Here is a 22,104-nt window from a genome sequence, read left to right as displayed (position 1 = left end):
AGATCAATTAATGACTGATTTACGCCAATTTAAAAGCCAGCGCGACATTCAAGCAGGACTGATCGCTTGTCTCAAAACAAAAACGTTCAACGCCATTACGATCAATGATATTTGCACGCAAGCAATGGTTGGACGTAGTACCTTCTACCATCATTATGCTGATAAATACGCGTTGCTTGAAGAAATGGTCAAGCAACGCGCGACGACGTTCGATCAATTACTTGATCAACGCGTCGCTGGGATGTTAGAAGATGAACCATTGGTTGCGTTATATCAACAATTGGAAGCTGATGCGGAGACGATCACAGCGTTGCTGAAGCTCCATGAAACCAATGGCGACCTCAGTGATCGCTATCTCAAAAGCCTGTCTCGACATGCTCAGACTTTGCTGCCACAAGTCACCTTGACCATACCCGAAGATTTTGCGTTGGAACTGTATGCCACCACAGCGTTAACTGCCATCAGTTGGGCGTTGCGCCATGGCGAACCAGAAGCAATTTCTCGGTTTATGAATCAGCTTGTGAAGTTCGTGCTTAGTACGCAAGGGTGATCACGTGTGGATCGGTATGCGTATCGTGATTCGCTAATGCTTCGATACAATTGGGGTCATGCGCCATGTCGCGCACCCAACCAAGGCTCGTGATGGCAGCTTTGCGGCTGGTACAAATGCCGGGTGTTAACATGTCTTCCCAAGAACGGTTCGCGTAACCGACATCTGCGGCGAGTAAAACGTATCGCCCGTCACTGCCGCGCACCATCGTCGCAGACATCCCGTTAGCGTGACCAGCAGTGTGAATTTGTAATACACTGCCATCTCCGAAAACATCATAACTTTCACCAACGGGACCGATGCCTGAGTTTTCGTATTGATAGGTTTGCACGTGGACGCCGCGCCATTCACTTGGTAAGTAAACCAGTGGCAAGTGATTCGCCACACGCCATTCAGGCTCAGAAACGAGAATTTTTTTCGCGTTGGCGACATGCTTTAAGCCACTGACATGATCGCAGTGCAAGTGACTGAGCAACACATAATCGAGATCTTCTGGACGATAGCCTAGCGCGTTCAAACGCTCGTCAACCGCCTAACCCGTTGGTAAATAGCCGGTGTTGATCTGGACTTGTAAACCAAGTTCTTTGAAGTTGCTGGTGCGCACTTGCTTGTTCCAACCAGTGTCGATCAAAATCAAGCCTTTTGGATGTTCGATCAAATAACTGGATACCGGTAAAGTGACTTGATTCTTCTCAGAGCGGAATAATCCGGTGAAAGCCAAGGGGTTGCGATATAAACCGTGGAATGGCAAAGCTTTGTCGACTTTGACCAGCCCAGTGTGTAAAACGTGAATTTTGATTTCTTGTGTCATGATGTTGCCTCCGAATTAAGTATGGCTTCATCATACGGGTGGCAGGCAAGGTTGAATAGAATTGATGTGAGACGAAATGGTTCAAAAGACACATATCTTGGGGGAAGTGTCTCGTAAGTGACGATTTCTTTGATGTTGATAGTCAAAATCAGGTGTTCACACTGCATATTGCGTGAACACCTGATTGATTAATTACCGATTTTTCGCTTTTTCCCGCACCAAAATGTCTGAAATGATCTCAGCTAATGTATGTTTGGCCATGCTGGCTTCGGCATCTTGTTGCACAGATGCGTAAACAGAATTCAATGTGTCTTGAATGTTGCCACCGACAATACAAAGTGGGTTAGTTTTCTCGTCGATATGCAACAAATCGCGATTGTCTTCAACTGCGCGATACACGTCAAGCAACGTGATCGCTTCTGGAGATTTCGCTAAGCTGGGCTCGACTTTACCAGGGCGAGTATTGAGCAAGCCGGCTTTGACTAATTTGGCCATCAATTGTCGGACCATACTTTGATTGGCCTCAACGCTAGCGGCGATGGCTGCGCTGGATAAGTCGCCATCAGCGTAAATGTGGACAAAAGCGAGAATGTGAACCGCGTCGCTTAGTTTATGGGAATATTTCATGGGGATACCTCGTTTAAGTGATCTATTATCAGGGTAAGCCATTTGACCCGACATGACTAGTCAATTTATTCTGCGTGATAACTTCGCTTTAAGAAATCAGCCATACTTTCAGGTTGCGTCCCAGTGATCGTTTCAAAGTCAGTGGTGGTTTGATCGAACAACCCAAGAGCGCCTGCTGCATACATACTGGCAAGTTCATCACCGTCGCCTTCTTCAGCGTAGATCTGTGCGAATTCTTGATTGGATACTGGGGCGTAGCCGATGTGATGACCAGTGACTGTAGACATGATCTGTCCCAGCTCAGGCATCGTCAGGCTATGAGTTTGTGTCAATGTGTAAACTTGGCCTTGATCACGTAATTCAGGTTTGACCGCTAAGTTGGCGATCGCTTTGGCGCTGTCAGCTAAAGTGATGAAGTTCATCGCTTGATCACCTACTGGATAGATCAAGGCTTGGCGCTCAATTAATTCAGGTAAGTAAGGCACCAAAGGATCAGCGTAAAGTGAATTTTTAACCACGGCGTAATTTAAACCACTTGTGGCGAGTTTGCGTGGGGCATAGGCATAGTAAGGCGACATGGTGAAGGGGTTGTTTTCTTGATCAGCGTAGAAGCTAACGAAAATCACTGATGGGACCTGGGCAAGTTGCATCGCTTTGATCGAATTTTCAAATTCAGTGATTCGCTGTAAAACGTTGTAGGTTTTGCTGGGGATGTAGATCACGACGTCTTGATCGGCGAAAGCTTTCGTCATGATGTCGACGTTGAGATAATCAGAGGCGACGACATTGATGCCTTGTTCAGTGAGGTGAGCGGCTTTAGATGGTGTGTGGACTGCGGCGGTCACTGATTGTGCATCGACTAAGGCGAGGAGTTGATTAAGGACTTTTTGGCCGAGATGGCCGGTAGCGCCTGTAATGAGATATTTCATGAATGATTCCTCCTATAAAAGATGGTGTGATTGTAAGTAACGTTTGGCAACAACTGAAGCTTTTTGATGTTGCACAGTGACTTGGTAGTTCAACTGCTGCATATCTTGCGTCGAAATCTTCCCAGCAATGCGGTTGAGGCTTTTGACCACTTGGGGATGGGCTTTAGCAAAGCTGGTCAACATCAATGGAGAGCCTTGATAAGGCGGGAAGAAAGACTTTGAATCCTGCAACAAGACTAAGTGATACTTTTTGATCTGCGGATCGGTGGTGTAAGCATCAGTCACGTCCAAGTCGCCTTGGGCTAAGGCTTGATAGCGAAGCGATGGCTCCATGGTTTTGACGCTATTGAAATGCAACCCGTATGCTTGTTTCAAACCTGGGTAGCCGTCACTTTGTTGATAGAAATCTGGATCAAAACCTGCGCGAAATTCTGGGTGTTTAGCCAAGTCGGCGATAGTTTTGAGATGATATTTGTCGGCAGTTTGTTGGGTAACGGTCATGCCGTAACCATTTTGATAAGCCATCGGGCGCAAAAGCGTCATATTGAACTGCTGTGATAACGCCGTTTCACCTTGATGATAAGCTTGCGTCGGGTCATGGCTGATGGGTTGCGTCGTTTTGACTAACGATTGTAACACGGTGCCAGTGAATTCAGGATAAATGTCGATTTGCTTGGCTTTCAACGCTTTGAACAAAAAGCTAGTCCCACCGAAGTTGCGTTTAAGCGTGACGTTGATGTGGGGATCGTCGGCTTTGATCAGATCTTTGTACATGTTGATCAGAATTTCTGGTTCACCACCCATTTTCCCGGCGATGGTGATGGTTTCAGTTTTTGGTGTCATCAAGGTGTGAATACCAAAAGCACCACCACCGATGATCACAAGGGTTGCCACGCCGATGAAGAGTTTTTTGAAATTGGCATGAGCTAACAATTTGATCAACCAACTGGCAATCAATGCTAAAGCCGCTGATAACAAGGCGCCAATCAAAAGTGCCGCATTATTGTTGCTTTGAATACCGAGCAAAATATAAGTCCCTAAACCACCGCCACCGATCAACGCTGCTAAGGTGGCGGTACCGATGATCATCACCACACCGATGCGGATGCCGGATAAAATCATGGGCATTGCTAAAGGAATCTGCACCCGCATCAGTTTATAGCGCCGGGAAACGCCCATCGCATCGGCAGCTTCGATGAGTAAAGGGTCGATATTAGTCAAGCCAGCGTATGTATTTTGAAAAACTGGCATGATGGCATACAACACTAAAGCGATAATGGCGGGTACCGTGCCGATACCGACAAATGGGATCAACAAACCGAGAATGGCAAGGCTTGGGATCGTTTGAATGACACTGGCAACTTGAAGGACGAATTCACCAGCCTGGCGGTGATTCATCAACGCGACCGCCAATGGGATCGCAATGATGATAGTGAGCAACGTGGCGATAAAAGCCACTTCGATATGTTGGCCTAATGCCACGAGAATCTCGTGACTATTCGCTTGAGCGTAATGAATGGTTTCATTCAACATCTTGGCGATCCTCCTTTTGTAAGGTGGCGAGGTAACTGATCAAATCACTCGCCTTCAGTTGTTTGGTGCCTACTTGTACAACTAGGTGTGGATCAGTTTTAAGTATTGCCGCCCAAGTATAAATCGACGTGCTAGGCGCAATCGTCTGACTAGACCCTTGAGTCAATGGTTGACCAAATCCTGCGGCTAAGACTTGGTTTAGCGTGTGTTGCGTTGCCATCACTTCTTTAAAGAAATCAGCGACGAAGGCGTTGGCAGGTTGTTCAAGGATCGTTTGCGAGGCGCCAACTTGTTGCAGTTGACCATTATGTAAGACTGCCATGCGATCAGCTAAGCGCAACGCTTCTTGCATATCATGGGTGACAAACAAAATCGTGGTGTCCAGCTGTTGATGAAGTTTTAAGATCAAATTTTGTAGTTGGCGTTTGGATACTGGATCTAACGCTGAAAAAGGTTCATCCATTAAAATCAGCTTCGGATCAGCTGCTAAGGCGCGCACGATCCCAACTCGCTGAGCTTCACCACCGGAAAGTTCTGCCGGTTTGCGATCTGCATAAAGTTTGGGATCAAGATCGACTAATTGGAGTAGGTGTTCAATGCGTGGTTTGATTTTAGTTTTGGACCAGCCTAAAGCTTCAAGTTGCACGGCGGCGTTTTGCATGACAGTCATGTTGGGGAATAAGGCACTAGATTGCAAAACGTAGCCGATGTGTTGGCGTGAGGTTTGGAGGTCGGTGTCCGCGACATCTGCGCCATCGATCAGGACTTGGCCTTTGGTTGGGACGACTAAGCGGTTGACGGTTTTGAGTAAAGTTGTTTTGCCGCTACCTGATGGGCCGACTAATACAAATAATTCGCGTGAGTCGATTTTTAAGTTGATGGCTTGAAGTGCCGTTTCGTTGGCATATTCTTTGGTAATGGCTTTAAATTCAATCACGGTGTTCGCCTCTTGTTGTTTTATGATTAACTTGTAATTTTAATATTAACACCAATTTGAAACTTTACAAGTATTTTTTTAAATAACTTGTTTTGATGAGCCGCGTACGCCTATAATGACTAGCAACGACAAAGAAGAAGGAGGTCATTCAAATGAAGGCAGTGATCGTCAAGCAGCCAGGAGGTCCCGAGGTCTTAGAATATACCGAAGTACCAACGCCCAAAGTGCGTCCCGGTTGGACATTGGTGAAGGTTCATGGATTTGGGATCAATCATTCAGAAATTTTCACTCGCGATGGGCAATCGCCTTCAGTGAAATTTCCTCGAATTCTGGGTATTGAAGTAGTTGGGACGATTGTCGCAACTAGCGTGCCTGATAGCTTGACAGTGGGTCAAACTGTGGTGTCGTTGATGGGTGAAATGGGTCGGGCCTATGATGGGAGTTACGCTGAGTATGTGTTATTGCCCAACGCGCAAGTTTATCCAGTCACGACGAATTTAGATTGGGCAGAACTGGCGGCAATTCCTGAAACGTTTTACACGGCCTTTGGGATTTTTAAAAGTTTGCGTTTGCAAGCAGGTGATCGCGTTTTGATCCGGGCGGCGACAAGCGGCGTTGGCGTTGCTATCTTGAAACTCATGAAGGCTTCGGGAATTCAATTAACCGTCACCGGTACAACCCGCTCAAATCAAAAAGATGATGCGCTTAAAGCATTGGGCATCGACGTTATCATTCATACCCCTGACGCGAATCACTTACCTGAAGGCGTTGGGGAATTCGACAAGATCGTAGACATGATCGGGCCTTCAGCCGTTCGAGATTCATTGTCACACTTAGCAGAATTTGGGATCGAAAGTGCCACCGGTGAGCTCGGTGGGATCTGGACGTTGGATGGCTTTGACCCGATTATGGATATTCCCAATAACCGCTACTTAACGGGTTTTTATTCTGGTGATGTTGACGCGAAGAAAATCAATGAATTATTCACGTACATCGAACAACATCATGTTGATGTGACGCCGGAGAAAGTATTTCGCTTACCAGAAACCCGCGCGGCTCATGAGTACTTAGCCCAGTCTAAGGGGCTAGGGAAAGTGGTCGTGTTGCCATAGTAAAAGAATTTTCGCCACATAAAAAGCGTATGTCTGGCAAGGCATACGCTTTTAGCGGTTAACGTTTCAAAGCTTTCACGACTAAATCAATAGTTTGTGCAATCGTGGCATCATCGACTGATGTCGTCGCGGTTTGTAAAACCAATGTCGGTAATGTCGCAATTGACGCGACGATCACTTCTGGCGCATCGATAAATTCAGGGGAGTCCTCAATGCGTTGGTATAACTTCACCAAAGGACCAGCGGCAGTTTGACCATAAGCACGAGCGGCGTCATCCAACAATTCTTGATTCGTCCATAATGCGGAAACGAAATGAGATTCTTGGGGATGGGCTTGCACTTGTTCGATTGAATAGTGAAGCATGGCGCGGATCTGCGCTTCCACAGAATCACCGGCAGCAGCGATCACGCCAGCCAAGCCTTTATGGAGGTCAGCTTTGACTTCTTCATATAAACGGCTCAACATATCAGTTTTGTCTTCATAGTTCAGGTAAATCGTCGCTGGACTGACACCTGCGCGTTTGGCGACTTTGGCGGTAGTTAAGTTGGTGAAGCCGTCTTTTTGACATAAAGCGATCACCGCTTCTTTGATCGCTTTAACTTTATTTTCGTCTTTTGTTCTCATGGCTTTACCTTAACTAATCATTCAGTTTTCGTCAATCCAAGGTTGGATCTTTTCCATGCAGTAGTTCCACAAGGCAAGTTCTTTAGCCGGTGTGTATTCACCAGTCGCCGGCTTAACTTGATGTTTCTTGTTGTCGAAGAATTTGCCGCTGACGCCTTTGACCGCGTCGCTAGTTGCGAGGTAAACATTGGTGACGGCGCCTTGTTCAGGGGTGGCGACGTGTAGTGTTTTGCCGATAAACAAGGCGACTTTATAAACCAAGTTATTGAAAAATCCGTTGTTACTATCTTGACCGAAGTTAGTCGTGGCCATACCTGGGTGGGAAACATTGACCGAGACATTGGTGATCCCAGCTTGTTGCAAGCGGGCGGCAAAATGTTGGGTGTTCCAAATCACGAATAACTTGCTGATGGCATAACGGGTTTGGCCAGAGGCAACTCGGCTTAAGTTGAGGTCTTGCATATCGGGATGTGCCATGCGGTGAGTCGCTGACGACATATTGATGATCCGACCGTCGTTAGACAGACGCAACTTAGGTAGTAGTAATTCTGAAAGTAGCAACGGCGCCATCACATTCAACGCCATCGTGCCTTCGATCCCGTCTTCAGTTTCAAAGCGCTTGGCATCAAGCACGGCACCGGCATTGTTGATCAGCACATCTAAGTGATCGTATTTGGCATTAAAGTTAGTGACTAAATGTTTGATTGCCTTCATAGAAAACAGATCTGCAATCAAATAGTTCACGTGTTGATTGCCAGTAGCAGTTTTGATTTCGTTGACCACCCGTTCAGCTTTTTGCTGATTGCGGCCATGAATGATCACGTGATGGCCAAGTGCTGCTAATTCTCGAGCGGTGACTTTGCCGATGCCATCAGTGGCACCGGTGATTAAAATGATTTTTGACATAGGGCTCCTCCAGAAAAATTAAATGATCGGGTGTTGTTGCGTTAAAGTCCAGCGTTGGTCAGCTTCCGAGCTGGCAGGCTGCAAGGTGAGGCGGTCGTCGACGGTGTCTGATGAGCTGGTGATGAATAAATCAGTTCCAACAAGTTGAATCGTATAAGTGCCATCGTCGAGTTGGTTGAATTGCCAGTGTTGATGGACGTCGCCGCCGATCGGTCGCTGTTGCAGCAAGGCACCAGCAATTGGTTCGCCAACTGGGGCAAAAGATTTCTGCGTGTAAAGGTCTTTAAGTAGGTAGGTGTTTTCAGCGATTTCAATCATTTGCCAAGTGCAACATTCCCAATTCTGCGGGGTATATTGAATGATCGGCACACCATCAGCGATTTCCGCATTTTGCGGACGGATCACTAAACCAGAGCGAACATTCTTGATCAAAAATGCATTCGGTGTTTCTGCCTTACGGTGGTAATTCTTGATCAGACGGTGGCCGAAAATGGCAGCTAAGCCTGTGACTACTACGGCGTCAGCAATCAATACGGTACTTGCGTGCATATGAATTCTCCTTATAACTGACTAATTAGTCTTTTAAAACTTAAATAAAATGACGAGTGAATACTCGTCAGCTTGAATTTAATCTTCGATGTTGTTTGAAGACAGAGTTTATAATAAACTAAATAGTCAGTTATGGCAAGCGGATGTTTGAAGTAATCTTGAAGTTAACGATATGTCGAGAGCAATTATTTTGTAAACGGTTAAAAAGTATGCTATATTAGAACCAGTCTCAATAAGGAGGAGTTCTAATGCCAATTGATTTAAGAGATGTCCAAGCGGTTTATAAAGATGCAGGGGATAACATCATTTTTGCCACGATGGACTTGTTGCGAGAAGACCATGACGCAGACTTAGCAATGATCCAAGACTTGGCGGAACGTTTACCAGCCTTTGAATCGTCATTGAATGTGCGGTATCCAGAAGCAGGACTTGCTGTGGCGTTTGGGTTGTCACGGCGGGCTTGGGATTACTTGTTCCCAGATGCCCCACGTCCGGCAGAATTAGAAGAATTTCAACCAGTGGTCGGGCCGAAGTACACGGCACCGGCCACACCAGCAGATTTATTTTTCCATATTCGGGCGAAGAATTCAGCAGTGCCTTTTGAACTGATGAGCAATGTGATGGATCGCATCAAATCACAAGTTAAAGTGATCGATGAAACTCACGGCTTCCGGTATTTTGAAGGGCGCGCGATCATTGGGTTTGTTGACGGAACGGAGAATCCGAGTGCGTTGGATACACCAGATTATGCGGTGATCGGGGATGAAGATCCGACCTTCATTAACGGCTCTTACGCCTTTGCCCAAATGTATCATCACAACATGGATGCTTGGAACAAGTTGAAAACCGAACAGCAAGAAGCTGCTATTGGGCGCAAGAAGTTCTCTGATGTGGAATTGGAAGACGACGAAAAAGCCCACAACGCCCATAACGTGGTCTCACAAGACAATGAAGGCGGCGTTGAGCATAAGATCGTGCGGATGAATGTACCTTTCAGCAATCCCACAGAAGGACTGAACGGGACGTATTTCATTGGGTATGCACGTCATTGGACCGTCACCAAGCGAATGCTTGAAGGGATGTTTACCAAATCTGATCGACTACTAGATTTCTCCACGCCAGTCAGTGGTGAAGTGTTCTTCATTCCATCGCTGAGTGTATTAGGAAAAATCGCTGATGGGGAAGCTTTTTAACGGGTGATTTAAATGAACGTCTAGTCGGGGGACTAGGCGTTTTTGCGTGGTTTGGGGGGATGCTACAAAATGTAGCGCTCACGATTTACGGATATTGCTCGCTAACTGATGAGTCTGGTGAGAAAATGACGTTGGAGGTAGTGAAGATGACTATTGGACAACGTTTGATGCAAGCAAGAAAAAATCAGGATCTCACCCAACAACAAGTGGCAGATATGTGCCACGTCAGCCGCCAAACGGTGTCGAGTTGGGAATCAGGACGCACATATCCGGATATCGAAAGTATCGTGCGACTGGCGGATCTCTTAGATCTTTCTTTAGACGAATTAATGCGACCAGATAGCGAACTCATGCAAGTGTTGAAACATCGCGAAGCTGGCGTGCGCGATGCCCGGCGTGGGTTTGTGGTCAGCATTGTGATGATGATGTTATTTTCGGCTATTTATGTGGCGAGCTTTTTGCAATTATCTGGTTTTCACCTCGGCAGTGGGACCAAACTGTTGTTACTTGGTGTTTTTTTAGCCCAAGGAAAGACTGCCGAATTAATGCGGAAACGTTATGCAGAAGCTAAACTGGGGACAATGGCGCAAACTGAATTACTGGTGGCACAAATTGGCTTGGGGGTTGGCATTGTGATTTGCGGACTGGTAGGCTGGCGGTTTAATTGGGGAGAAAATTTTTGGGCGTTCTCACCGTTTTTGTTAGGGATATTAGGAATCAACCTTGCTTATTCCACGCAGAAATATCGCAAAAATTGTGCGTAAATATTTCTAGCAACCGGAATTAACCTTCACACCGTTGCGAGCTCAGCTAAAACATAATATAAAGGGAGCCTTGACTACAAATTCGTCAAGGCTCCCTTTACTTTAATCTCGTCGCGGCATCCGCTCTAACAACCCGTAAAACTGGCGCTTATCGGAAAAATCAGACATATAAGCGCCGTTCCACCCAGCTTTAGCACCAAACCAAGCAAGTTCACCCAAAAGACTTTCTTGGGGTTTGGGGAAGATATAATAGCCAGCTTTGGCTTTGACGCGAATGTAATTCACCATGCGATTGAGCAACGCCACTGGATTCTTTGCTGTATCAAGTTTGCGATAAACCTGGGCTAAAACGTCAGTAATGTCGAGCAGCTGTGGCGTTGGGTTCGGTTCATGGCGCAATAGGCCATAGAGTTCTTTGATATATTGTTTGGCCACGGCTACCACGTCTGGCTGTGGGGTGCCTTTAGGCAAGACCATGATTTCTTGGACGTCTTGCAGGCGTGTTCGCAACCACCCTTGCCACTCCACGCGTTGTTTGATCCCCAAAAGCACTCGGACATCACAATTTAAAACGGTAGATAGTTGGACTAACATATCAGCATCTGGATAACTTAAGTCCCGTTCCCAATTCGACACGGCTTGGCGCGTTAACGCAAGCTGCGCGGCTAGTCCTGATTGTGAAAGCCCGATGTGTTCGCGTTGTAGCCGAATGGCATCACCCATTTTTAACATATTCCTCACCTCGACTTTTAGCGTACGCGCGCTATGCTCAGAACACAACGAAAAAGCACGAATTCAACTAGCAAGCGTTTATTGCGGGGAAAATTTCCCGGGAAATTTGTCTCGGCCGTCATCGTTGAATGTTGAATTTGAACGGATATCCTTGTGTGGTTATGAGGCCAGCGCTTGTTGTTTGGCAAGTTGCTCCAGTTGCTTTCGAGCTGCTTGCGTATCCACCTTCGTCAGTAGTGGCACTAACTGGTCTAACATGGTGTCTGGGTACTGCCACCATTGAAAGGCTTCCAACCAATCGATAGTCGCTTGATCAAAGCGCGAACGGATCATTTTTGCAGGATTGCCACCGACGATTGCATAAGCGGGGACGTCTTTGGTGACTAATGCATAAGCGCCGATCACGGCCCCGTCGCCGATGTGGACCCCTGGCATAATCACTGCATGGCGTCCGATCCAAACATCATTTCCGATCACTGTATCGGCTTTAATCGGCATGTCAGCTTTAGTCATCCCGAGTTCTTCGATGAAATCACGATCCAGTTCTGGAAAAATAAACGTTGAGAAAGTATTCATTGGGTGATTGGCAGCGCTCATGATGAAGCGGACATTCTGCGCAAAACTACAAAAACTGCCAATGATCAAACGATTATGCCCTGGCCGATTGTAAAGTACATTTTGATGCGCAAAGTCCGCATTTGGTTCGGCATCATAGAAATTGTGTCGGCCCACGAAAATGTTAGGCGCTAAAGCTTGTTCTTCAAGCCACATATTAAGCCACCGCCTTTTTGAAAACGAATCGACGCAATGCATAAGTGACGACAAAGCTGAGGACGATCCCACCAGCTAAGGTTGGCAAGATATCAACACCGAGTAAATGTGGCCCATAGTTGACAAGATAAGTGCCTGAGTAGGCACCTAATGCGCCGAATACCAAGTCGCAGCCTAAAACGACGAAGCTTTTGGTGTGGATCAAACGATCAGCGCCATAAACAATCGCGCCCATGACTAAACCGACGATAACTGCAGTAATGATTGATAACATGTGAAATTCTCCTTTAATTTGTGTGACGAGTTGGCATTTTAATGGTGTGGCGGGGATGCAGACGCTGATAACCGTATACACTGATCCCGCAAGTGGTGATGAGAAGCATGATGCCTTTAAGTAAATTCATCACCGGCCGCCTTAATGCATCAGCTCGAAAGCTTGTTTGCAATAATCCGCTGCGGTGTCGTACGACTGTTGCAACACGGGTCCAAGTTTGGCAATGCGTCGCGTCTGTGCCCAGTTGAAACTGAGATAGGCAAGGCCCCAGCCGATAAATCCTGGGACTGCGAGGATGATCGATAAAAGTAATAATCCACCGATGTAAGCAAAAACGGAACCTGCCATGAAGACGGTGCCTAGCAGCCCAACTCCTAAAGCAATCATGGTTGGGATCGACGTTTTACTGCTTTCCATTGAAGCGGCAGACGCCATTTCTTGTTCAAATTGTTTTTGCAGGCGATTTAAGGCAGCTTTTTCTGGCAAGTTGCGATCACGCTTGAGTTTTAAGGTGACCGTGTTTTTCCCGATATCTGGTGTGGTGTCAGTGACCGTCCAGCCGAAGTTGGCGTAACCATCAAGATAAGCATTTTGCATGGCTTTGGGGATGCGTTGTTCTAGATATTCATAGGCGATGAAGTTGGATTCAGTCATGTTTAAATTCTCCTTTGTTCGAATTAACAAGATCAGTATATCTAGCGCATGTTGGTGAATTGTTCACGAGATGTTGCTGAGATGTTAAAACGAAATTTAAGGCAAAAAAATACTGGCAATAGCCAGTATCAGTTTTATCGTGGCAGGAGAATGGTAAAGGTGCTACCTTCCCCAATGGCGCTGGTCACATCGATGTTACCGTGGACGAGCTTTAAGATCTGTGCGACCATCGCCAGACCTAAACCATTGCCCATTGCTTTGTGTGAGGCGTCGCCTTGAAAGAATTTTTGAAACATGTGTGCTTTGGTTTGCGCATCCATGCCGACACCAGAATCTTTGATACTGACGGTGACGTGCTTGGTGTGTTCGACGACACTTAAAGTGATTTGCCCTTGATCAGGGGTGAATTTGATCGCGTTGGCTAACAAGTTATTCCAGACGACTTTAAGCAGTTCTGGATCACCGATCATGGCTAACTGGTCGGGCATGTTGACATCAAGGTCTAATTGATGCGCTTCAAGCATCGGGTCATGGGCGAAAATCACTTGCGTCAATTGTTCGACCAAATCAAAAGCCACGTGTTTAGGCTCGCTGACTTGCGTTTCCAATTTGTTCAGTCGCAAAATATTGGAAACTAGCTCGGCTAAGTCAGTGGCCGCAGTATCAATCGTTTGCAGATATTCTGCACGAGTTTGCATATCGAGATCACCTTGTTGTAAGACTTCTGTATAACTTTTAATGATGGCCAGCGGGCGTTTGAATTCGTGCGAAACATTCGCAACGAAATCGCCGCGTAAGGTTTCAATGGAGTTGAGTTCTGCCACCATGGTATTGAAGTTGGCAAACATCGCATCGAGATAATCATATTTTTCCGGACGATGCACAGGCTGTAAGTAGACTGAATAATCGCCACCAGCGACTTTTTCAGCAGCGGCACTTAACGCACGCAAAGGTTTATCAAAAGTCCGATATTTTTCCCAAGACGTCAAGCTGGCTAAAAGCACGGCGATGATCAAGCAGTAAAGCAAATACCAACCGGCATAAGGCGAGAGGATACTTTGCCAATCTTTGCTATAGGCGATCCCAGGAACCGCGGCGAGCAAGCCGAAGCCGAGAAACAAACCGATCATCGCTAGCCATGAGAAGCGGTTAGTTTTGACAATAAAAGTCGTTTTATCCTTAGCCATTGATCAAAACCCCTTTATACCCGAGCCCATGCACGGTTTTAATCGCAAAGCCATCCGCTTGCGAAAATTTATCGCGGAGTTTGGTGATATAAACATCAACGGAACGCAAACTCGTGTCACTGTCCAGATCCCAGAATTCGTTGATCAACTCAGCGCGAGAAAAGGCGTGGTTGGGATAAGTGAGAAATTTAGTCAATAAGTCGAATTCGCGCACTGTTAGCGCGACTTCTTCACCATTTAAGGTAGCCACGCGACTGTCGGCATCAAGCGTCACATTGCCGGCAGTTAACTGATTGGTTTTGCCAATGTTTGCGCGTCGCAACAATGCGCGAACGCGTAATTTGACTTCGTCGAGTTGGACGGGTTTGATCATATAATCGTCGATCCCGACATTGAAGCCTTTTTCTTTTGAGGCAATGTCATCACGCGCGGTAATGAAGAGAATCGGAATTGCAGGATCAGTGCGGCGTACCGTTTCTGCAAACGTATAGCCGTCGATGTCAGGCATCATAATATCTGACAAGATCAAATCAAACGAGTGCTCATACATCAGGTTGTATGCGTCATTGGCACTGGTTGCGCCTTGGACTTGATAGCCAGCTTGCGCAAGGGTGCGGGTGAGAATGGCATTGAATTGTTCATCATCTTCAACGACTAAGATTTTTTGCATTATTGTTCCTCGTTTTCTTGTAAGGCCAAGTTCCGATGGGCTGCAAATATCGTGATCCAAAGTCCCACTAACACCACAACGACGCTGATCGCGATGCCAAACAACCCAGTGGCAGAACTTGCTTGTGGGCTTTTTTGATAGGTCAACAACGCATATTGCGTCAAAACGATCGCTGTCATCCCATCCGCGACGCTATAAGCTTTCAGCAAGGTGATCAACGGGCTGAGTAAATGCCTTGAACGCACCAAGCCAACAATGGCGCTGACCAGTTTGGTAAAGCCGATCATGGCGACGATCAACGCAGCATTGAGGTTGAATTGTTGATCATAGCCATGGGCATACATCACATAACAAAAACTCCCAAAAGTGATGCCGATCAAACAATAGCCGATGCCACCTAGCGTTAAGAAGGCTTGTTCGGCATGAATCTTGGCATCTACCGGCGTATCTTGTACGCGGATGTGCTGATAGCGCCAAAGCGTGATGATCTTAAACACCAATAACACGACGTAGTAAGTCCCGAAGATCAATAACCAACTGGAGAAAAACATCAATCCCATCACGAGCTTGGTCATCGCCATGATCAAGCCGATGGGAATGCTAAGGGCTGCGTACAAGGCGACACGATCGCGCCGATGATCGACGTTGAATGGCAAATGTAGGCGAGTGATGATCGTGTTAAGCATGTGGACCTCCGAGGTAGATTTTGAATTCAGTATAACTTAATTTGTTGCAAAATTGTCACTCGATCGGCCATTGGGCAAAGGCCGGAAAGATGAGCACTAACATGATGCTAACGACGTGTTTGAGCTTGGCGTACCAAGATGTGAGCGGTGAATGCAATTGCGGTGCCTCCAAATGTTTTTTCTTGATGATTTTAACGGATCGGCATTGGTGAAATGTTGCCAAGATGTTGCTGAAATGTTAATTGACCTAAGCCGATTGCGAGATTCATTGCGAAAATCGATAAACGCGTTGAAGGATCGCGATAATTGCAGGAAAATAAGGCAAAAGTCTTTTAAATTGCCGTTGTCAAAAATATTTGCTAGTCATTTTCGCAGGAATTTCGTAATCTCCAAGTTGAGGAGGGATGCATGATGATCATTGGTGAACAGTTGCGTGACGCCAGACAGCAACATCAGTTATCGCAAGAACAAATCGCCGAACTGTTAGGCGTGAGTCGGCAGACGATTTCTAATTGGGAGACGTCGCGCAGTTATCCTGATATTGAACGCATGATGCGCTTAGCCGAGATCTATCACCTTTCCTTAGACGAATTGCTGCGAGGTGATCAGCAAATGGTAAAAACTTGGATGGCGGCGACGAATGTCGTGCGTATTGGCAAGTGGTTAGGCTTCTTGTTGGCGTTAAATGTGGTATTGGCAGTTGCATTAATGTTTGTGGTGCAGGTGCCGTGGCTTATGATCTTGTTGTTTGGGGCGATGGTAGTTTGTGTGTGCGGGGCGTTTTATTTGCTGCTACGGTTGATATGAGGTGACTGATATGAGAATGTGGATGATCGGTTTATTGTTGGTCGCTTTTGTGATTGCAGTCGTGCTCGTGTTTTGGCAACTGCAACGCTTGATTCGCCTTGATGCGAAGGCACGCAACATTGCTGCGCCGCAAATAGTCGGGTTCTTAGCAGCAGGCACGCAAAACGGGATCGGCTTACTCGCCTATCTGGCGTTGCGGCGCACTCATGCGTTGCAAGTTGCATTAGATGATCCGGCGCAACGTTCAAGACTTAAAGTGGGGACGCTGGCGGCGTTTATTGTGATGGCAGGCATTTGGGTGAGTTTGGCAGTCGTGTTGTTCGGGATGCGGTAAAAGAGCTGACAACCTTGACGTTTGAAAAAAGCAGCCTGACAATGAGTCAGACTGCTTTTTTCAAACGGAAGTTACCGTTGGCAGTGTACACGCCGATGATAATGATCAAAGCGCCAAGCAATTGCAGCCCGCTGAACGCTTCGCCTAACCACAAGACCCCGGCAATGATCGACACCACAGTCGACACGCCGATGAAAGATGCAGTTTTGTTGACGCCAATGTTGGCAATGGCAAAGTTTGATAAAAACAAGGCTAACACGGAACTACCGACGCCTTGATACAACACCGCAACGGTAAAGTTCACATTGTGGGCAGGTAAGCTGACCAACGCTGGCAATGTGCCTTGGTGAAGTGCTTCGCCTAACGCCATCAGTACGAAAACCAAAGCCCCAGCAGCTAACATGATATAAGTCATTTCAATGCCGGTGTAAGCCGTTGCCTTTTCCACATAAACGCTATACAACGCGTAAGTGACAACAGCTAGCACCAAGAATAAATAGCCGATCAATGACAAACTCGCACTGGCACCAGCGGCAAGCACAGTGACGATGACTCCGATCAACGTCACGGCGATCCCTAGTACTTGTTGGCGAGTGGGGTATTTGTGCAAGATCAAAGCTGATGCGATCAACGCGGCCACTGGAATGCAAGCGAGAAACACGCCGCTTTCAGAAGCGGTTGTGTTGCTAATACCAAAAGTTTCGCCGATAAAATACAACACTGGATCAAAAATTGCGACTAGCAACAACGGACGCCACTTTTTACCTTTGAAATCGACTTTGATCACATGCAGTAAAATCAACACACTCATCACCACAAACGCGACGAAAAACCGCCACCCTAACAACGCGATGGGACTTGCAACATTCGTCGCTTGTTTGGTGAAAATATAGCTGAGTCCATACAACACTTCGCAACCTAACGCCGCTAAGCTCCCTAAGACGATGCCACTAGTTTGATGAGTTTTCATCAGCAACCTCCAATATGAATATAAAAACTATTATAGCTCATCGTCGTGCCTTGGTAGTGAATGACAAACGCAGTTGCTATAATGGGCGTAAAGATGCAAGGAGGCTTGCAAAATGACGGTGACGATCCGGCCTTTGAACCGCGCTGAAGCTCATCGCTTCTGGACATTAGCTTACAGTGATCCTCACGCTGAATGGACTAAATTCAATGGGCCATATTTTCAAGATGTGCTGCCGACTGAAACTGAATTTATGCGTACCGCTGACTCGCGATGGTTGAATGAACCGCTACGTCAGGTGATCTACTTAGATGACGAACTTGTGGGATCTGTGTCAGCGTATTTCGATGATGGTAAGTTGCAACGCTGGCTGGAAGTGGGGATCGTGATTTACAAAGCGGACATATGGGTGCAACATGTTGGCAGACAAGCATTAACTCAGTGGGTCACACATTTGTTTGCGACGTATGATCTCCCACACATCGGCTTCACCACTTGGTCTGGTAACCCGCGGATGATGCACTTAGGTGAGTCAGTGGGGATGCAATTAGAAGGCCGTATTCGTCAAGTGCGTTATTGGCAAGGACAGTACTATGATTCAATGAAGTACGGCGTCTTGCGTGAGGAGTGGACAAACCGTGAGTGAAAAACGGCAAATGATGATTGCTTGTACTGTAGGCTTAGGGATCGTGTTTGTGGTGAACTTGGTGTGGTACGGGGTGAAATATTCGTGGTTGCAAGGGTTGATGAGTGCCTTGTTGATCACTGCACTGACAGCGGTGTTGTTGTATTTTTACTGGCGGTTGCGGCATCGCAAACATTAGGAGAAGACGATGAAACGACTGACACAAGGTATCGTGATGATTTTACTATCTGCGTTGATTGCTGCGGTTTTACCGGTGGGGTACTTTCTGTTCGATTTCTTCATCTTACACGCGCCATTCGCAGAAGCTAAGTCGAGTTTTCTGATTGGATTTGGGTTGTTTTTCGTCGTGACGCTAGGGCAGATGATTCACGCCGCCGTCAAAAAGTGAGCTTTGGCGAAAGTCATCGGACGCGATATCATCAATTTGAAGGGCGCGGTCGCATGCCGACAGATGAAACCTCGATCGATCCGGAACAAGTACTGGAAGATGCCATGAAGATCAGTAGCCTAGATCTGATAAAATTAATGCTTGAAGATCCTGATCCAGCTCGTCGCAAAATGTGGGAAGCGGCCTTTGAATATCGTGCTAACGAACGCCAGAAACCGATCATTGCGCGAAAGGACTTTGTGCCATGAGTCAGCTGAAAATAATTATTTTATAATGAAAAGAACTGCTAGGCGGCTAGGCTTAGCAGTTCTTTTGTATTTATCTGCGTGATTCGTGATTGACTAGCAGTCGATCGGCAATCAACATCAACACGCCAACGAGTAACACATACTTTGGTAATGCGAGTACTGAACCGTCATGCATCGCACTCATTAACAGTGTTAAGGCGCTGATCAACAAGTAATACCCGAAGCTCAGCAAGCCGCTAGCAGTTCCAATCACCGCCTCAAAGCCGATCAAGGCGCGATTAAGCACTAATGGCAATGCGGTGTAGATGCCGCCAAACATGATAAAAATCATGAGCAACGACGCGATGAGATTTTCAGCGGCAAGCCACATACCACAGGCGCCAAGCACTGCAATCAACAAGCCGTAAGAAATCAACTTGTTCGGCGCAAGCTTTCCCGCTGTGTAATTGGTGATCAAGGCCCCGAGGATACTCGATCCTGCGATCAACAACCCTAGCCACCCATATTGCACCGTGCTCATGCCAAAATGCTGTTCGAAAATAAACGGTGCTTCAGCGTAGTAACTGAACAAAATGCCGTTGATGCCGCTGATCAACAACCCGTAACCCCAAACTTGGGGACTGCGTAACATCTGCACTGCGACTTGCGGCCAAGGGGAGACTTCAGGCATGGTGATGCGTGTTTCTGGCAATCGCCATAATACATAAAACCACAACGACCCTGCCATCACCATCAACCCGACAAACACAAAGCGATAATTGCCAAAATATGTTGCTAAAGCACCACCAATCAATGGACCAAGTGCCGGCGCTAACGCCATGGCGGCACTGATTTTAGCAAAGACGCGTTCACCTTCAACACCGGAAAACGATTCACGCATGATAGTTTGCGTGATCACCGAACCTGAAGCAGCACCGAATGCTTGTAACACGCGGGCGAACATTAACACCTTGAAGTTCGGTGCCAACCATAATGCGAAGTTGCCGAATAGATAAACAGCGATTCCCCACAACATCGCAGGTCGACGACCGATGCCATCAGATAGTCGCCCCCAAACTAAGACGCCGATGGCAAAGCCGACAAAATAACTCCCCATGGTCAACTGACTCGTTTGCGCCGTGACTGACAGTGTGCGGCTGATAGCTGGAAGGACTGGGGTAAAAATCGATTCACTGATTTGCGGGAATCCCACCAACGCGATCAAGATTAAAATAGATGGCACTTGTTTTTGGACGTTTTTCACAATAACTCTCCTAAAATTTTAGTTTGCGGAAAAACGTCCTTTTCCATTTACAGTGGCGCAAGTGATGAAGCTGACATATGTCGACATCACGTTCACCTCACTTTCAATTGGTTTAGCATACCCAACAGTGGCCTACTTTGTCAAAAAATCGCCGAGCACATAAATATCTTTTTAACCAGTGGCGTGCGATAATAACAAAAGAGGAGGCGATATCATGATCAATGAAAAAGCAGGACACGTGAGCTTCGGCCGCGCGTTTAAAGATTATTTTCGTGGGTACGTGGAATTCTTAGGGAAAACAACACGGGCAGGGTATTGGTGGATGCAGTTGCTTTTATTTTTCGTGTGGTTGCTCTTATTTGGGTGGCTCTTGTTCGCCATCATTTCGGCATTTATGCCTGATCCTGAGTCGGTAAATTGGACGCCTTTGATCGCACCAATCGTCGTGATGGTGCTTGTCGCGTTAGGGTTGTTCCTACCAGGATTGGCCTTGCGGGTGCGACGCTATCGTGATGTTGGGTTGCGCGGACGCGGCGCTGCAGTGCTACTAGGCGTGCAATATTTGATCGGCATGATGATCAACATCGGCCAATCAACGCAAACCATTCATCAATTTGAAGCGTTGCGCGACATGAACACCACAGCTGTGGCCAGTTTGCCGAGTGGCATTGGGTGGGTGTCGTCGTTGGTGTCATTGGCGTTTAGTTTGTTCTTCTTCGTGTTGACGGTGTTGCCAAGCGACACGATGTTAACGACTAGCGACAATGCCTTCGTGCGCTTCTTTATTCGCGCCAAGGAAGACGATGAACCAAGCGATTCAGACTTCGCGCCGCAAACATCAGACGCTGAAGATGAGGTGCAAACAACGGATTCGCCAGTCGATAAGGAGTCAGATGATGACCACGATCACGACTGAGCGCCTGCTTTTGCGGCCGTTTACGGAAGCTGACTTGCCAGAATTTATGGCAATCCAACAAGATCCTCAAGTCAATCGCTTTTTACCGTGGTTCATGCCGAAAAATGAAGCTGAGGCACTACAAATGCTTCATGATCAATATCTCGATGAACCAGATGGTGAAGCGTTGGCGATTTGCTTGAGGTCGACTGATCAAGCGATCGGCTACGTTCACGCAGAAGCCAGTGCCAGCCATGACTTTGGTTACGGCATGCGGCGCGATGTATGGGGAAATGGCTACATGACTGAAGCTGCACAAGCGTTGGTCCAACAGTTGCCAATCGCAGACTATCCGTTTTTGACGGCAACGCATGATGTCAACAATCCTAAAAGCGGCGCCGTGATGGAACGGCTGGGGATGCAATATCAGTACACGTATTTGGAACAGTGGCAACCTAAAAACATCCCCGTACACTTCCGATTGTATCTATTGAATCGCGACGGCAACGAGCAACGGCAATTTCTCAAATATTGGGATCAGTATCCGACTCACGAAATTGAACCATTGTAAAAAACGTCGACAGCTTGCGAAATGATTCGCAGTTGTCGGCGCTTTTCGCGATTTCAGGTAAAAGGCACAACAAATCCACGAAACAAGATTCTGCTTCGTGGATCTGCGGCTTTTATGCCATTCAATTACGTGTCTACAGTATCAAGCATTTCAAGGACGTTGCTGCGGGCCTTGGCTTCTTAGACCTCATCCACGTTCGTCGCTAATCGGCTTTGCACTGCCTTTGGCAAACAGACGTCGCCTTGCGTCTCACGTCACCGTGAGGGCACTACTCCCGGCTGTAACTGGTTTGAGTCCACGTACGGGACCCTTCAGTACCGGCACTTTGGAACTGGAGATCTAGCAGCGCTCGACAGTTAAGCCCAGATGCTACGGGATGGTCTCCGAGAGTTTAGCGGGCACTTCCACCCGTCGCGAAGTGGTACGGGTGACCTGCGCTAAGTCACTCACTCCTCATAGAATTCACTAGCAGTGTAACACGTGTGTTCACCTGTG

Annotated in this window: 29 protein-coding genes and 1 pseudogene; 12 read left to right on the top strand and 18 right to left on the bottom strand. The window is 47.0% G+C overall.

Annotation, left to right across the window (positions count from 1 at the left end):
• Positions 1 to 10 precede the first annotated feature (10 nt).
• Positions 11 to 550, top strand: coding sequence for a TetR/AcrR family transcriptional regulator (locus tag EKM92_RS10120; RefSeq protein WP_125710432.1), 540 nt, complete (start codon positions 11 to 13; stop codon positions 548 to 550).
• Here the strand turns inward: EKM92_RS10120 and EKM92_RS13755 are convergent.
• The 6 genes from EKM92_RS13755 to EKM92_RS10095 all read right to left on the bottom strand — a co-directional run bounded on the left by EKM92_RS13755 (position 534) and on the right by EKM92_RS10095 (position 5,387).
• Complete coding sequence (locus tag EKM92_RS13755) at positions 534 to 1,067, bottom strand: MBL fold metallo-hydrolase (RefSeq protein ID WP_225420778.1); 534 nt, start codon at positions 1,065 to 1,067, stop codon at positions 534 to 536. The genes EKM92_RS10120 and EKM92_RS13755 overlap by 17 nt on opposite strands.
• A 15-nt stretch (positions 1,068 to 1,082) precedes the next feature.
• On the bottom strand, positions 1,083 to 1,361 hold the full coding sequence (locus EKM92_RS13750) for an MBL fold metallo-hydrolase (RefSeq protein WP_225420777.1): 279 nt from the start codon (positions 1,359 to 1,361) through the stop codon (positions 1,083 to 1,085).
• Between the two features lie 192 nt (positions 1,362 to 1,553).
• Complete coding sequence (locus EKM92_RS10110) at positions 1,554 to 1,988, bottom strand: Rrf2 family transcriptional regulator (RefSeq protein ID WP_125710430.1); 435 nt, start codon at positions 1,986 to 1,988, stop codon at positions 1,554 to 1,556.
• Positions 1,989 to 2,053: 65 nt separating this feature from the next.
• Positions 2,054 to 2,917 (bottom strand): NAD(P)H-binding protein, encoded by an 864-nt coding sequence (locus EKM92_RS10105; RefSeq protein WP_125710428.1) that lies wholly within the window; start codon positions 2,915 to 2,917, stop codon positions 2,054 to 2,056.
• 12 nt (positions 2,918 to 2,929) lie between these two features.
• A complete protein-coding gene (locus EKM92_RS10100; RefSeq protein WP_125710426.1) occupies positions 2,930 to 4,450 on the bottom strand; it encodes an ABC transporter permease/substrate-binding protein in 1,521 nt (506 codons plus the stop codon).
• A complete protein-coding gene (locus EKM92_RS10095; RefSeq protein ID WP_125710424.1) occupies positions 4,440 to 5,387 on the bottom strand; it encodes an ATP-binding cassette domain-containing protein in 948 nt (315 codons plus the stop codon). Before EKM92_RS10095 ends, EKM92_RS10100 begins: the two co-directional genes overlap by 11 nt.
• Before the next feature lie 152 nt (positions 5,388 to 5,539).
• On the opposite strand from EKM92_RS10095, the gene EKM92_RS10090 reads away from it, so the two are divergent.
• The gene (locus EKM92_RS10090; protein WP_125710422.1) at positions 5,540 to 6,499 is read left to right on the top strand and encodes an alcohol dehydrogenase catalytic domain-containing protein; all 960 of its coding nucleotides are present in this window, start codon (positions 5,540 to 5,542) and stop codon (positions 6,497 to 6,499) included.
• A gap of 58 nt (positions 6,500 to 6,557) precedes the next feature.
• Here the strand turns inward: EKM92_RS10090 and EKM92_RS10085 are convergent, their stop codons facing one another.
• From EKM92_RS10085 to EKM92_RS10075, 3 genes are read right to left on the bottom strand one after another with little or no spacing between them, the layout of a single operon-like run.
• Entirely contained in the window at positions 6,558 to 7,124 is a 567-nt protein-coding gene (locus tag EKM92_RS10085) for a TetR/AcrR family transcriptional regulator (RefSeq protein WP_125710420.1), read from the bottom strand.
• A 21-nt stretch (positions 7,125 to 7,145) separates the two neighbouring features.
• On the bottom strand, positions 7,146 to 8,030 hold the full coding sequence (locus tag EKM92_RS10080) for an SDR family NAD(P)-dependent oxidoreductase (RefSeq protein WP_125710418.1): 885 nt from the start codon (positions 8,028 to 8,030) through the stop codon (positions 7,146 to 7,148).
• A gap of 18 nt (positions 8,031 to 8,048) precedes the next feature.
• The gene (locus tag EKM92_RS10075) at positions 8,049 to 8,579 is read right to left on the bottom strand and encodes an RICIN domain-containing protein (protein WP_125710416.1); all 531 of its coding nucleotides are present in this window, start codon (positions 8,577 to 8,579) and stop codon (positions 8,049 to 8,051) included.
• 248 nt (positions 8,580 to 8,827) lie between these two features.
• On the opposite strand from EKM92_RS10075, the gene EKM92_RS10070 reads away from it, so the two are divergent.
• A complete protein-coding gene (locus tag EKM92_RS10070; RefSeq protein WP_125710414.1) occupies positions 8,828 to 9,772 on the top strand; it encodes a Dyp-type peroxidase in 945 nt (314 codons plus the stop codon).
• 146 nt (positions 9,773 to 9,918) lie between these two features.
• On the top strand, positions 9,919 to 10,536 hold the full coding sequence (locus EKM92_RS10065; protein WP_164509967.1) for a helix-turn-helix domain-containing protein: 618 nt from the start codon (positions 9,919 to 9,921) through the stop codon (positions 10,534 to 10,536).
• A gap of 102 nt (positions 10,537 to 10,638) precedes the next feature.
• Here the strand turns inward: EKM92_RS10065 and EKM92_RS10060 are convergent, their stop codons facing one another.
• The 7 genes and pseudogenes from EKM92_RS10060 to EKM92_RS10030 all read right to left on the bottom strand — a co-directional run bounded on the left by EKM92_RS10060 (position 10,639) and on the right by EKM92_RS10030 (position 15,510).
• Complete coding sequence (locus EKM92_RS10060) at positions 10,639 to 11,268, bottom strand: helix-turn-helix domain-containing protein (protein ID WP_125710410.1); 630 nt, start codon at positions 11,266 to 11,268, stop codon at positions 10,639 to 10,641.
• A 314-nt stretch (positions 11,269 to 11,582) separates the two neighbouring features.
• A pseudogene (locus EKM92_RS13885) lies at positions 11,583 to 11,754 on the bottom strand (DapH/DapD/GlmU-related protein); the annotation flags it as partial.
• Between the two features lie 286 nt (positions 11,755 to 12,040).
• Positions 12,041 to 12,370, bottom strand: a complete 330-nt coding sequence (locus EKM92_RS10050) for a hypothetical protein (RefSeq protein WP_263853895.1) — start codon at positions 12,368 to 12,370, stop codon at positions 12,041 to 12,043.
• Between the two features lie 84 nt (positions 12,371 to 12,454).
• Positions 12,455 to 12,967, bottom strand: coding sequence for a hypothetical protein (locus tag EKM92_RS10045; protein ID WP_125710403.1), 513 nt, complete (start codon positions 12,965 to 12,967; stop codon positions 12,455 to 12,457).
• 134 nt (positions 12,968 to 13,101) lie between these two features.
• Positions 13,102 to 14,154 carry a HAMP domain-containing sensor histidine kinase gene (locus EKM92_RS10040; protein WP_125710401.1) on the bottom strand — a complete coding sequence of 351 codons (1,053 nt, stop codon included), beginning with the start codon at positions 14,152 to 14,154 and terminating at the stop codon, positions 13,102 to 13,104.
• Positions 14,147 to 14,824, bottom strand: coding sequence for a response regulator transcription factor (locus tag EKM92_RS10035; RefSeq protein ID WP_125710399.1), 678 nt, complete (start codon positions 14,822 to 14,824; stop codon positions 14,147 to 14,149). Before EKM92_RS10035 ends, EKM92_RS10040 begins: the two co-directional genes overlap by 8 nt.
• Positions 14,824 to 15,510 carry a hypothetical protein gene (locus EKM92_RS10030; protein WP_125710397.1) on the bottom strand — a complete coding sequence of 229 codons (687 nt, stop codon included), beginning with the start codon at positions 15,508 to 15,510 and terminating at the stop codon, positions 14,824 to 14,826. Before EKM92_RS10030 ends, EKM92_RS10035 begins: the two co-directional genes overlap by 1 nt.
• Before the next feature lie 408 nt (positions 15,511 to 15,918).
• Here EKM92_RS10030 and EKM92_RS10025 point away from each other — a divergent pair, with 408 nt between their 5' ends.
• The gene (locus tag EKM92_RS10025; RefSeq protein ID WP_225420776.1) at positions 15,919 to 16,317 is read left to right on the top strand and encodes a helix-turn-helix domain-containing protein; all 399 of its coding nucleotides are present in this window, start codon (positions 15,919 to 15,921) and stop codon (positions 16,315 to 16,317) included.
• 10 nt (positions 16,318 to 16,327) lie between these two features.
• Complete coding sequence (locus EKM92_RS10020) at positions 16,328 to 16,651, top strand: hypothetical protein (protein WP_125710396.1); 324 nt, start codon at positions 16,328 to 16,330, stop codon at positions 16,649 to 16,651.
• A gap of 46 nt (positions 16,652 to 16,697) precedes the next feature.
• Here the strand turns inward: EKM92_RS10020 and EKM92_RS10015 are convergent, their stop codons facing one another.
• Entirely contained in the window at positions 16,698 to 17,621 is a 924-nt protein-coding gene (locus EKM92_RS10015) for a DMT family transporter (protein ID WP_125710394.1), read from the bottom strand.
• A 112-nt stretch (positions 17,622 to 17,733) separates the two neighbouring features.
• Here EKM92_RS10015 and EKM92_RS10010 point away from each other — a divergent pair, with 112 nt between their 5' ends.
• From EKM92_RS10010 to EKM92_RS09995, 4 genes are read left to right on the top strand one after another with little or no spacing between them, the layout of a single operon-like run.
• A complete protein-coding gene (locus tag EKM92_RS10010; protein WP_125710392.1) occupies positions 17,734 to 18,264 on the top strand; it encodes a GNAT family N-acetyltransferase in 531 nt (176 codons plus the stop codon).
• On the top strand, positions 18,257 to 18,442 hold the full coding sequence (locus tag EKM92_RS10005) for a hypothetical protein (RefSeq protein WP_125710390.1): 186 nt from the start codon (positions 18,257 to 18,259) through the stop codon (positions 18,440 to 18,442). Before EKM92_RS10010 ends, EKM92_RS10005 begins: the two co-directional genes overlap by 8 nt.
• A 9-nt stretch (positions 18,443 to 18,451) precedes the next feature.
• Positions 18,452 to 18,652: a hypothetical protein gene (locus tag EKM92_RS10000; RefSeq protein ID WP_125710388.1), complete on the top strand. Its 201-nt coding sequence runs from the start codon at positions 18,452 to 18,454 to the stop codon at positions 18,650 to 18,652.
• 53 nt (positions 18,653 to 18,705) lie between these two features.
• Complete coding sequence (locus tag EKM92_RS09995) at positions 18,706 to 18,900, top strand: hypothetical protein (protein WP_125710386.1); 195 nt, start codon at positions 18,706 to 18,708, stop codon at positions 18,898 to 18,900.
• A gap of 70 nt (positions 18,901 to 18,970) precedes the next feature.
• On the opposite strand, the gene EKM92_RS09990 is transcribed toward EKM92_RS09995, so the two are convergent.
• On the bottom strand, positions 18,971 to 20,143 hold the full coding sequence (locus tag EKM92_RS09990; protein ID WP_125710384.1) for a multidrug effflux MFS transporter: 1,173 nt from the start codon (positions 20,141 to 20,143) through the stop codon (positions 18,971 to 18,973).
• Positions 20,144 to 20,357: 214 nt separating this feature from the next.
• Here EKM92_RS09990 and EKM92_RS09985 point away from each other — a divergent pair, with 214 nt between their 5' ends.
• The gene (locus tag EKM92_RS09985) at positions 20,358 to 21,059 is read left to right on the top strand and encodes a DUF805 domain-containing protein (RefSeq protein ID WP_125710382.1); all 702 of its coding nucleotides are present in this window, start codon (positions 20,358 to 20,360) and stop codon (positions 21,057 to 21,059) included.
• A complete protein-coding gene (locus tag EKM92_RS09980; protein WP_225420775.1) occupies positions 21,037 to 21,609 on the top strand; it encodes a GNAT family N-acetyltransferase in 573 nt (190 codons plus the stop codon). The genes EKM92_RS09985 and EKM92_RS09980 overlap by 23 nt, the downstream gene beginning before the upstream one ends.
• Positions 21,610 to 22,104 lie beyond the last annotated feature (495 nt).

It is taken from the genome of Lacticaseibacillus porcinae (assembly GCF_003946305.1).
GTDB lineage: Bacteria > Bacillota > Bacilli > Lactobacillales > Lactobacillaceae > Lacticaseibacillus > Lacticaseibacillus porcinae.
The sequence above is the reverse complement of the archived record's forward strand: the minus strand, read 5'-3'. Positions and strand labels throughout refer to the sequence as shown.

Bases quoted from the DNA above. Each gene is read 5' to 3' on its own strand.
- EKM92_RS10120 (WP_125710432.1), top strand. From the start codon at position 11: ATGACTGATTTACGCCAATTTAAAAGCCAGCGCGACATTCAAGCAGGA.
- EKM92_RS13750 (WP_225420777.1), bottom strand. From the start codon at position 1,361: ATGACACAAGAAATCAAAATTCACGTTTTACACACTGGGCTGGTCAAA.
- EKM92_RS10110 (WP_125710430.1), bottom strand. From the start codon at position 1,988: ATGAAATATTCCCATAAACTAAGCGACGCGGTTCACATTCTCGCTTTT.
- EKM92_RS10105 (WP_125710428.1), bottom strand. From the start codon at position 2,917: ATGAAATATCTCATTACAGGCGCTACCGGCCATCTCGGCCAAAAAGTC.
- EKM92_RS10100 (WP_125710426.1), bottom strand. From the start codon at position 4,450: ATGTTGAATGAAACCATTCATTACGCTCAAGCGAATAGTCACGAGATT.
- EKM92_RS10090 (WP_125710422.1), top strand. From the start codon at position 5,540: ATGAAGGCAGTGATCGTCAAGCAGCCAGGAGGTCCCGAGGTCTTAGAA.
- EKM92_RS10085 (WP_125710420.1), bottom strand. From the start codon at position 7,124: ATGAGAACAAAAGACGAAAATAAAGTTAAAGCGATCAAAGAAGCGGTG.
- EKM92_RS10080 (WP_125710418.1), bottom strand. From the start codon at position 8,030: ATGTCAAAAATCATTTTAATCACCGGTGCCACTGATGGCATCGGCAAA.
- EKM92_RS10075 (WP_125710416.1), bottom strand. From the start codon at position 8,579: ATGCACGCAAGTACCGTATTGATTGCTGACGCCGTAGTAGTCACAGGC.
- EKM92_RS10070 (WP_125710414.1), top strand. From the start codon at position 8,828: ATGCCAATTGATTTAAGAGATGTCCAAGCGGTTTATAAAGATGCAGGG.
- EKM92_RS10065 (WP_164509967.1), top strand. From the start codon at position 9,919: ATGACTATTGGACAACGTTTGATGCAAGCAAGAAAAAATCAGGATCTC.
- EKM92_RS10060 (WP_125710410.1), bottom strand. From the start codon at position 11,268: ATGTTAAAAATGGGTGATGCCATTCGGCTACAACGCGAACACATCGGG.
- EKM92_RS10045 (WP_125710403.1), bottom strand. From the start codon at position 12,967: ATGACTGAATCCAACTTCATCGCCTATGAATATCTAGAACAACGCATC.
- EKM92_RS10040 (WP_125710401.1), bottom strand. From the start codon at position 14,154: ATGGCTAAGGATAAAACGACTTTTATTGTCAAAACTAACCGCTTCTCA.
- EKM92_RS10035 (WP_125710399.1), bottom strand. From the start codon at position 14,824: ATGCAAAAAATCTTAGTCGTTGAAGATGATGAACAATTCAATGCCATT.
- EKM92_RS10030 (WP_125710397.1), bottom strand. From the start codon at position 15,510: ATGCTTAACACGATCATCACTCGCCTACATTTGCCATTCAACGTCGAT.
- EKM92_RS10025 (WP_225420776.1), top strand. From the start codon at position 15,919: ATGATGATCATTGGTGAACAGTTGCGTGACGCCAGACAGCAACATCAG.
- EKM92_RS10020 (WP_125710396.1), top strand. From the start codon at position 16,328: ATGAGAATGTGGATGATCGGTTTATTGTTGGTCGCTTTTGTGATTGCA.
- EKM92_RS10015 (WP_125710394.1), bottom strand. From the start codon at position 17,621: ATGAAAACTCATCAAACTAGTGGCATCGTCTTAGGGAGCTTAGCGGCG.
- EKM92_RS10010 (WP_125710392.1), top strand. From the start codon at position 17,734: ATGACGGTGACGATCCGGCCTTTGAACCGCGCTGAAGCTCATCGCTTC.
- EKM92_RS10000 (WP_125710388.1), top strand. From the start codon at position 18,452: ATGAAACGACTGACACAAGGTATCGTGATGATTTTACTATCTGCGTTG.
- EKM92_RS09995 (WP_125710386.1), top strand. From the start codon at position 18,706: ATGCCGACAGATGAAACCTCGATCGATCCGGAACAAGTACTGGAAGAT.
- EKM92_RS09985 (WP_125710382.1), top strand. From the start codon at position 20,358: ATGATCAATGAAAAAGCAGGACACGTGAGCTTCGGCCGCGCGTTTAAA.
- EKM92_RS09980 (WP_225420775.1), top strand. From the start codon at position 21,037: ATGATGACCACGATCACGACTGAGCGCCTGCTTTTGCGGCCGTTTACG.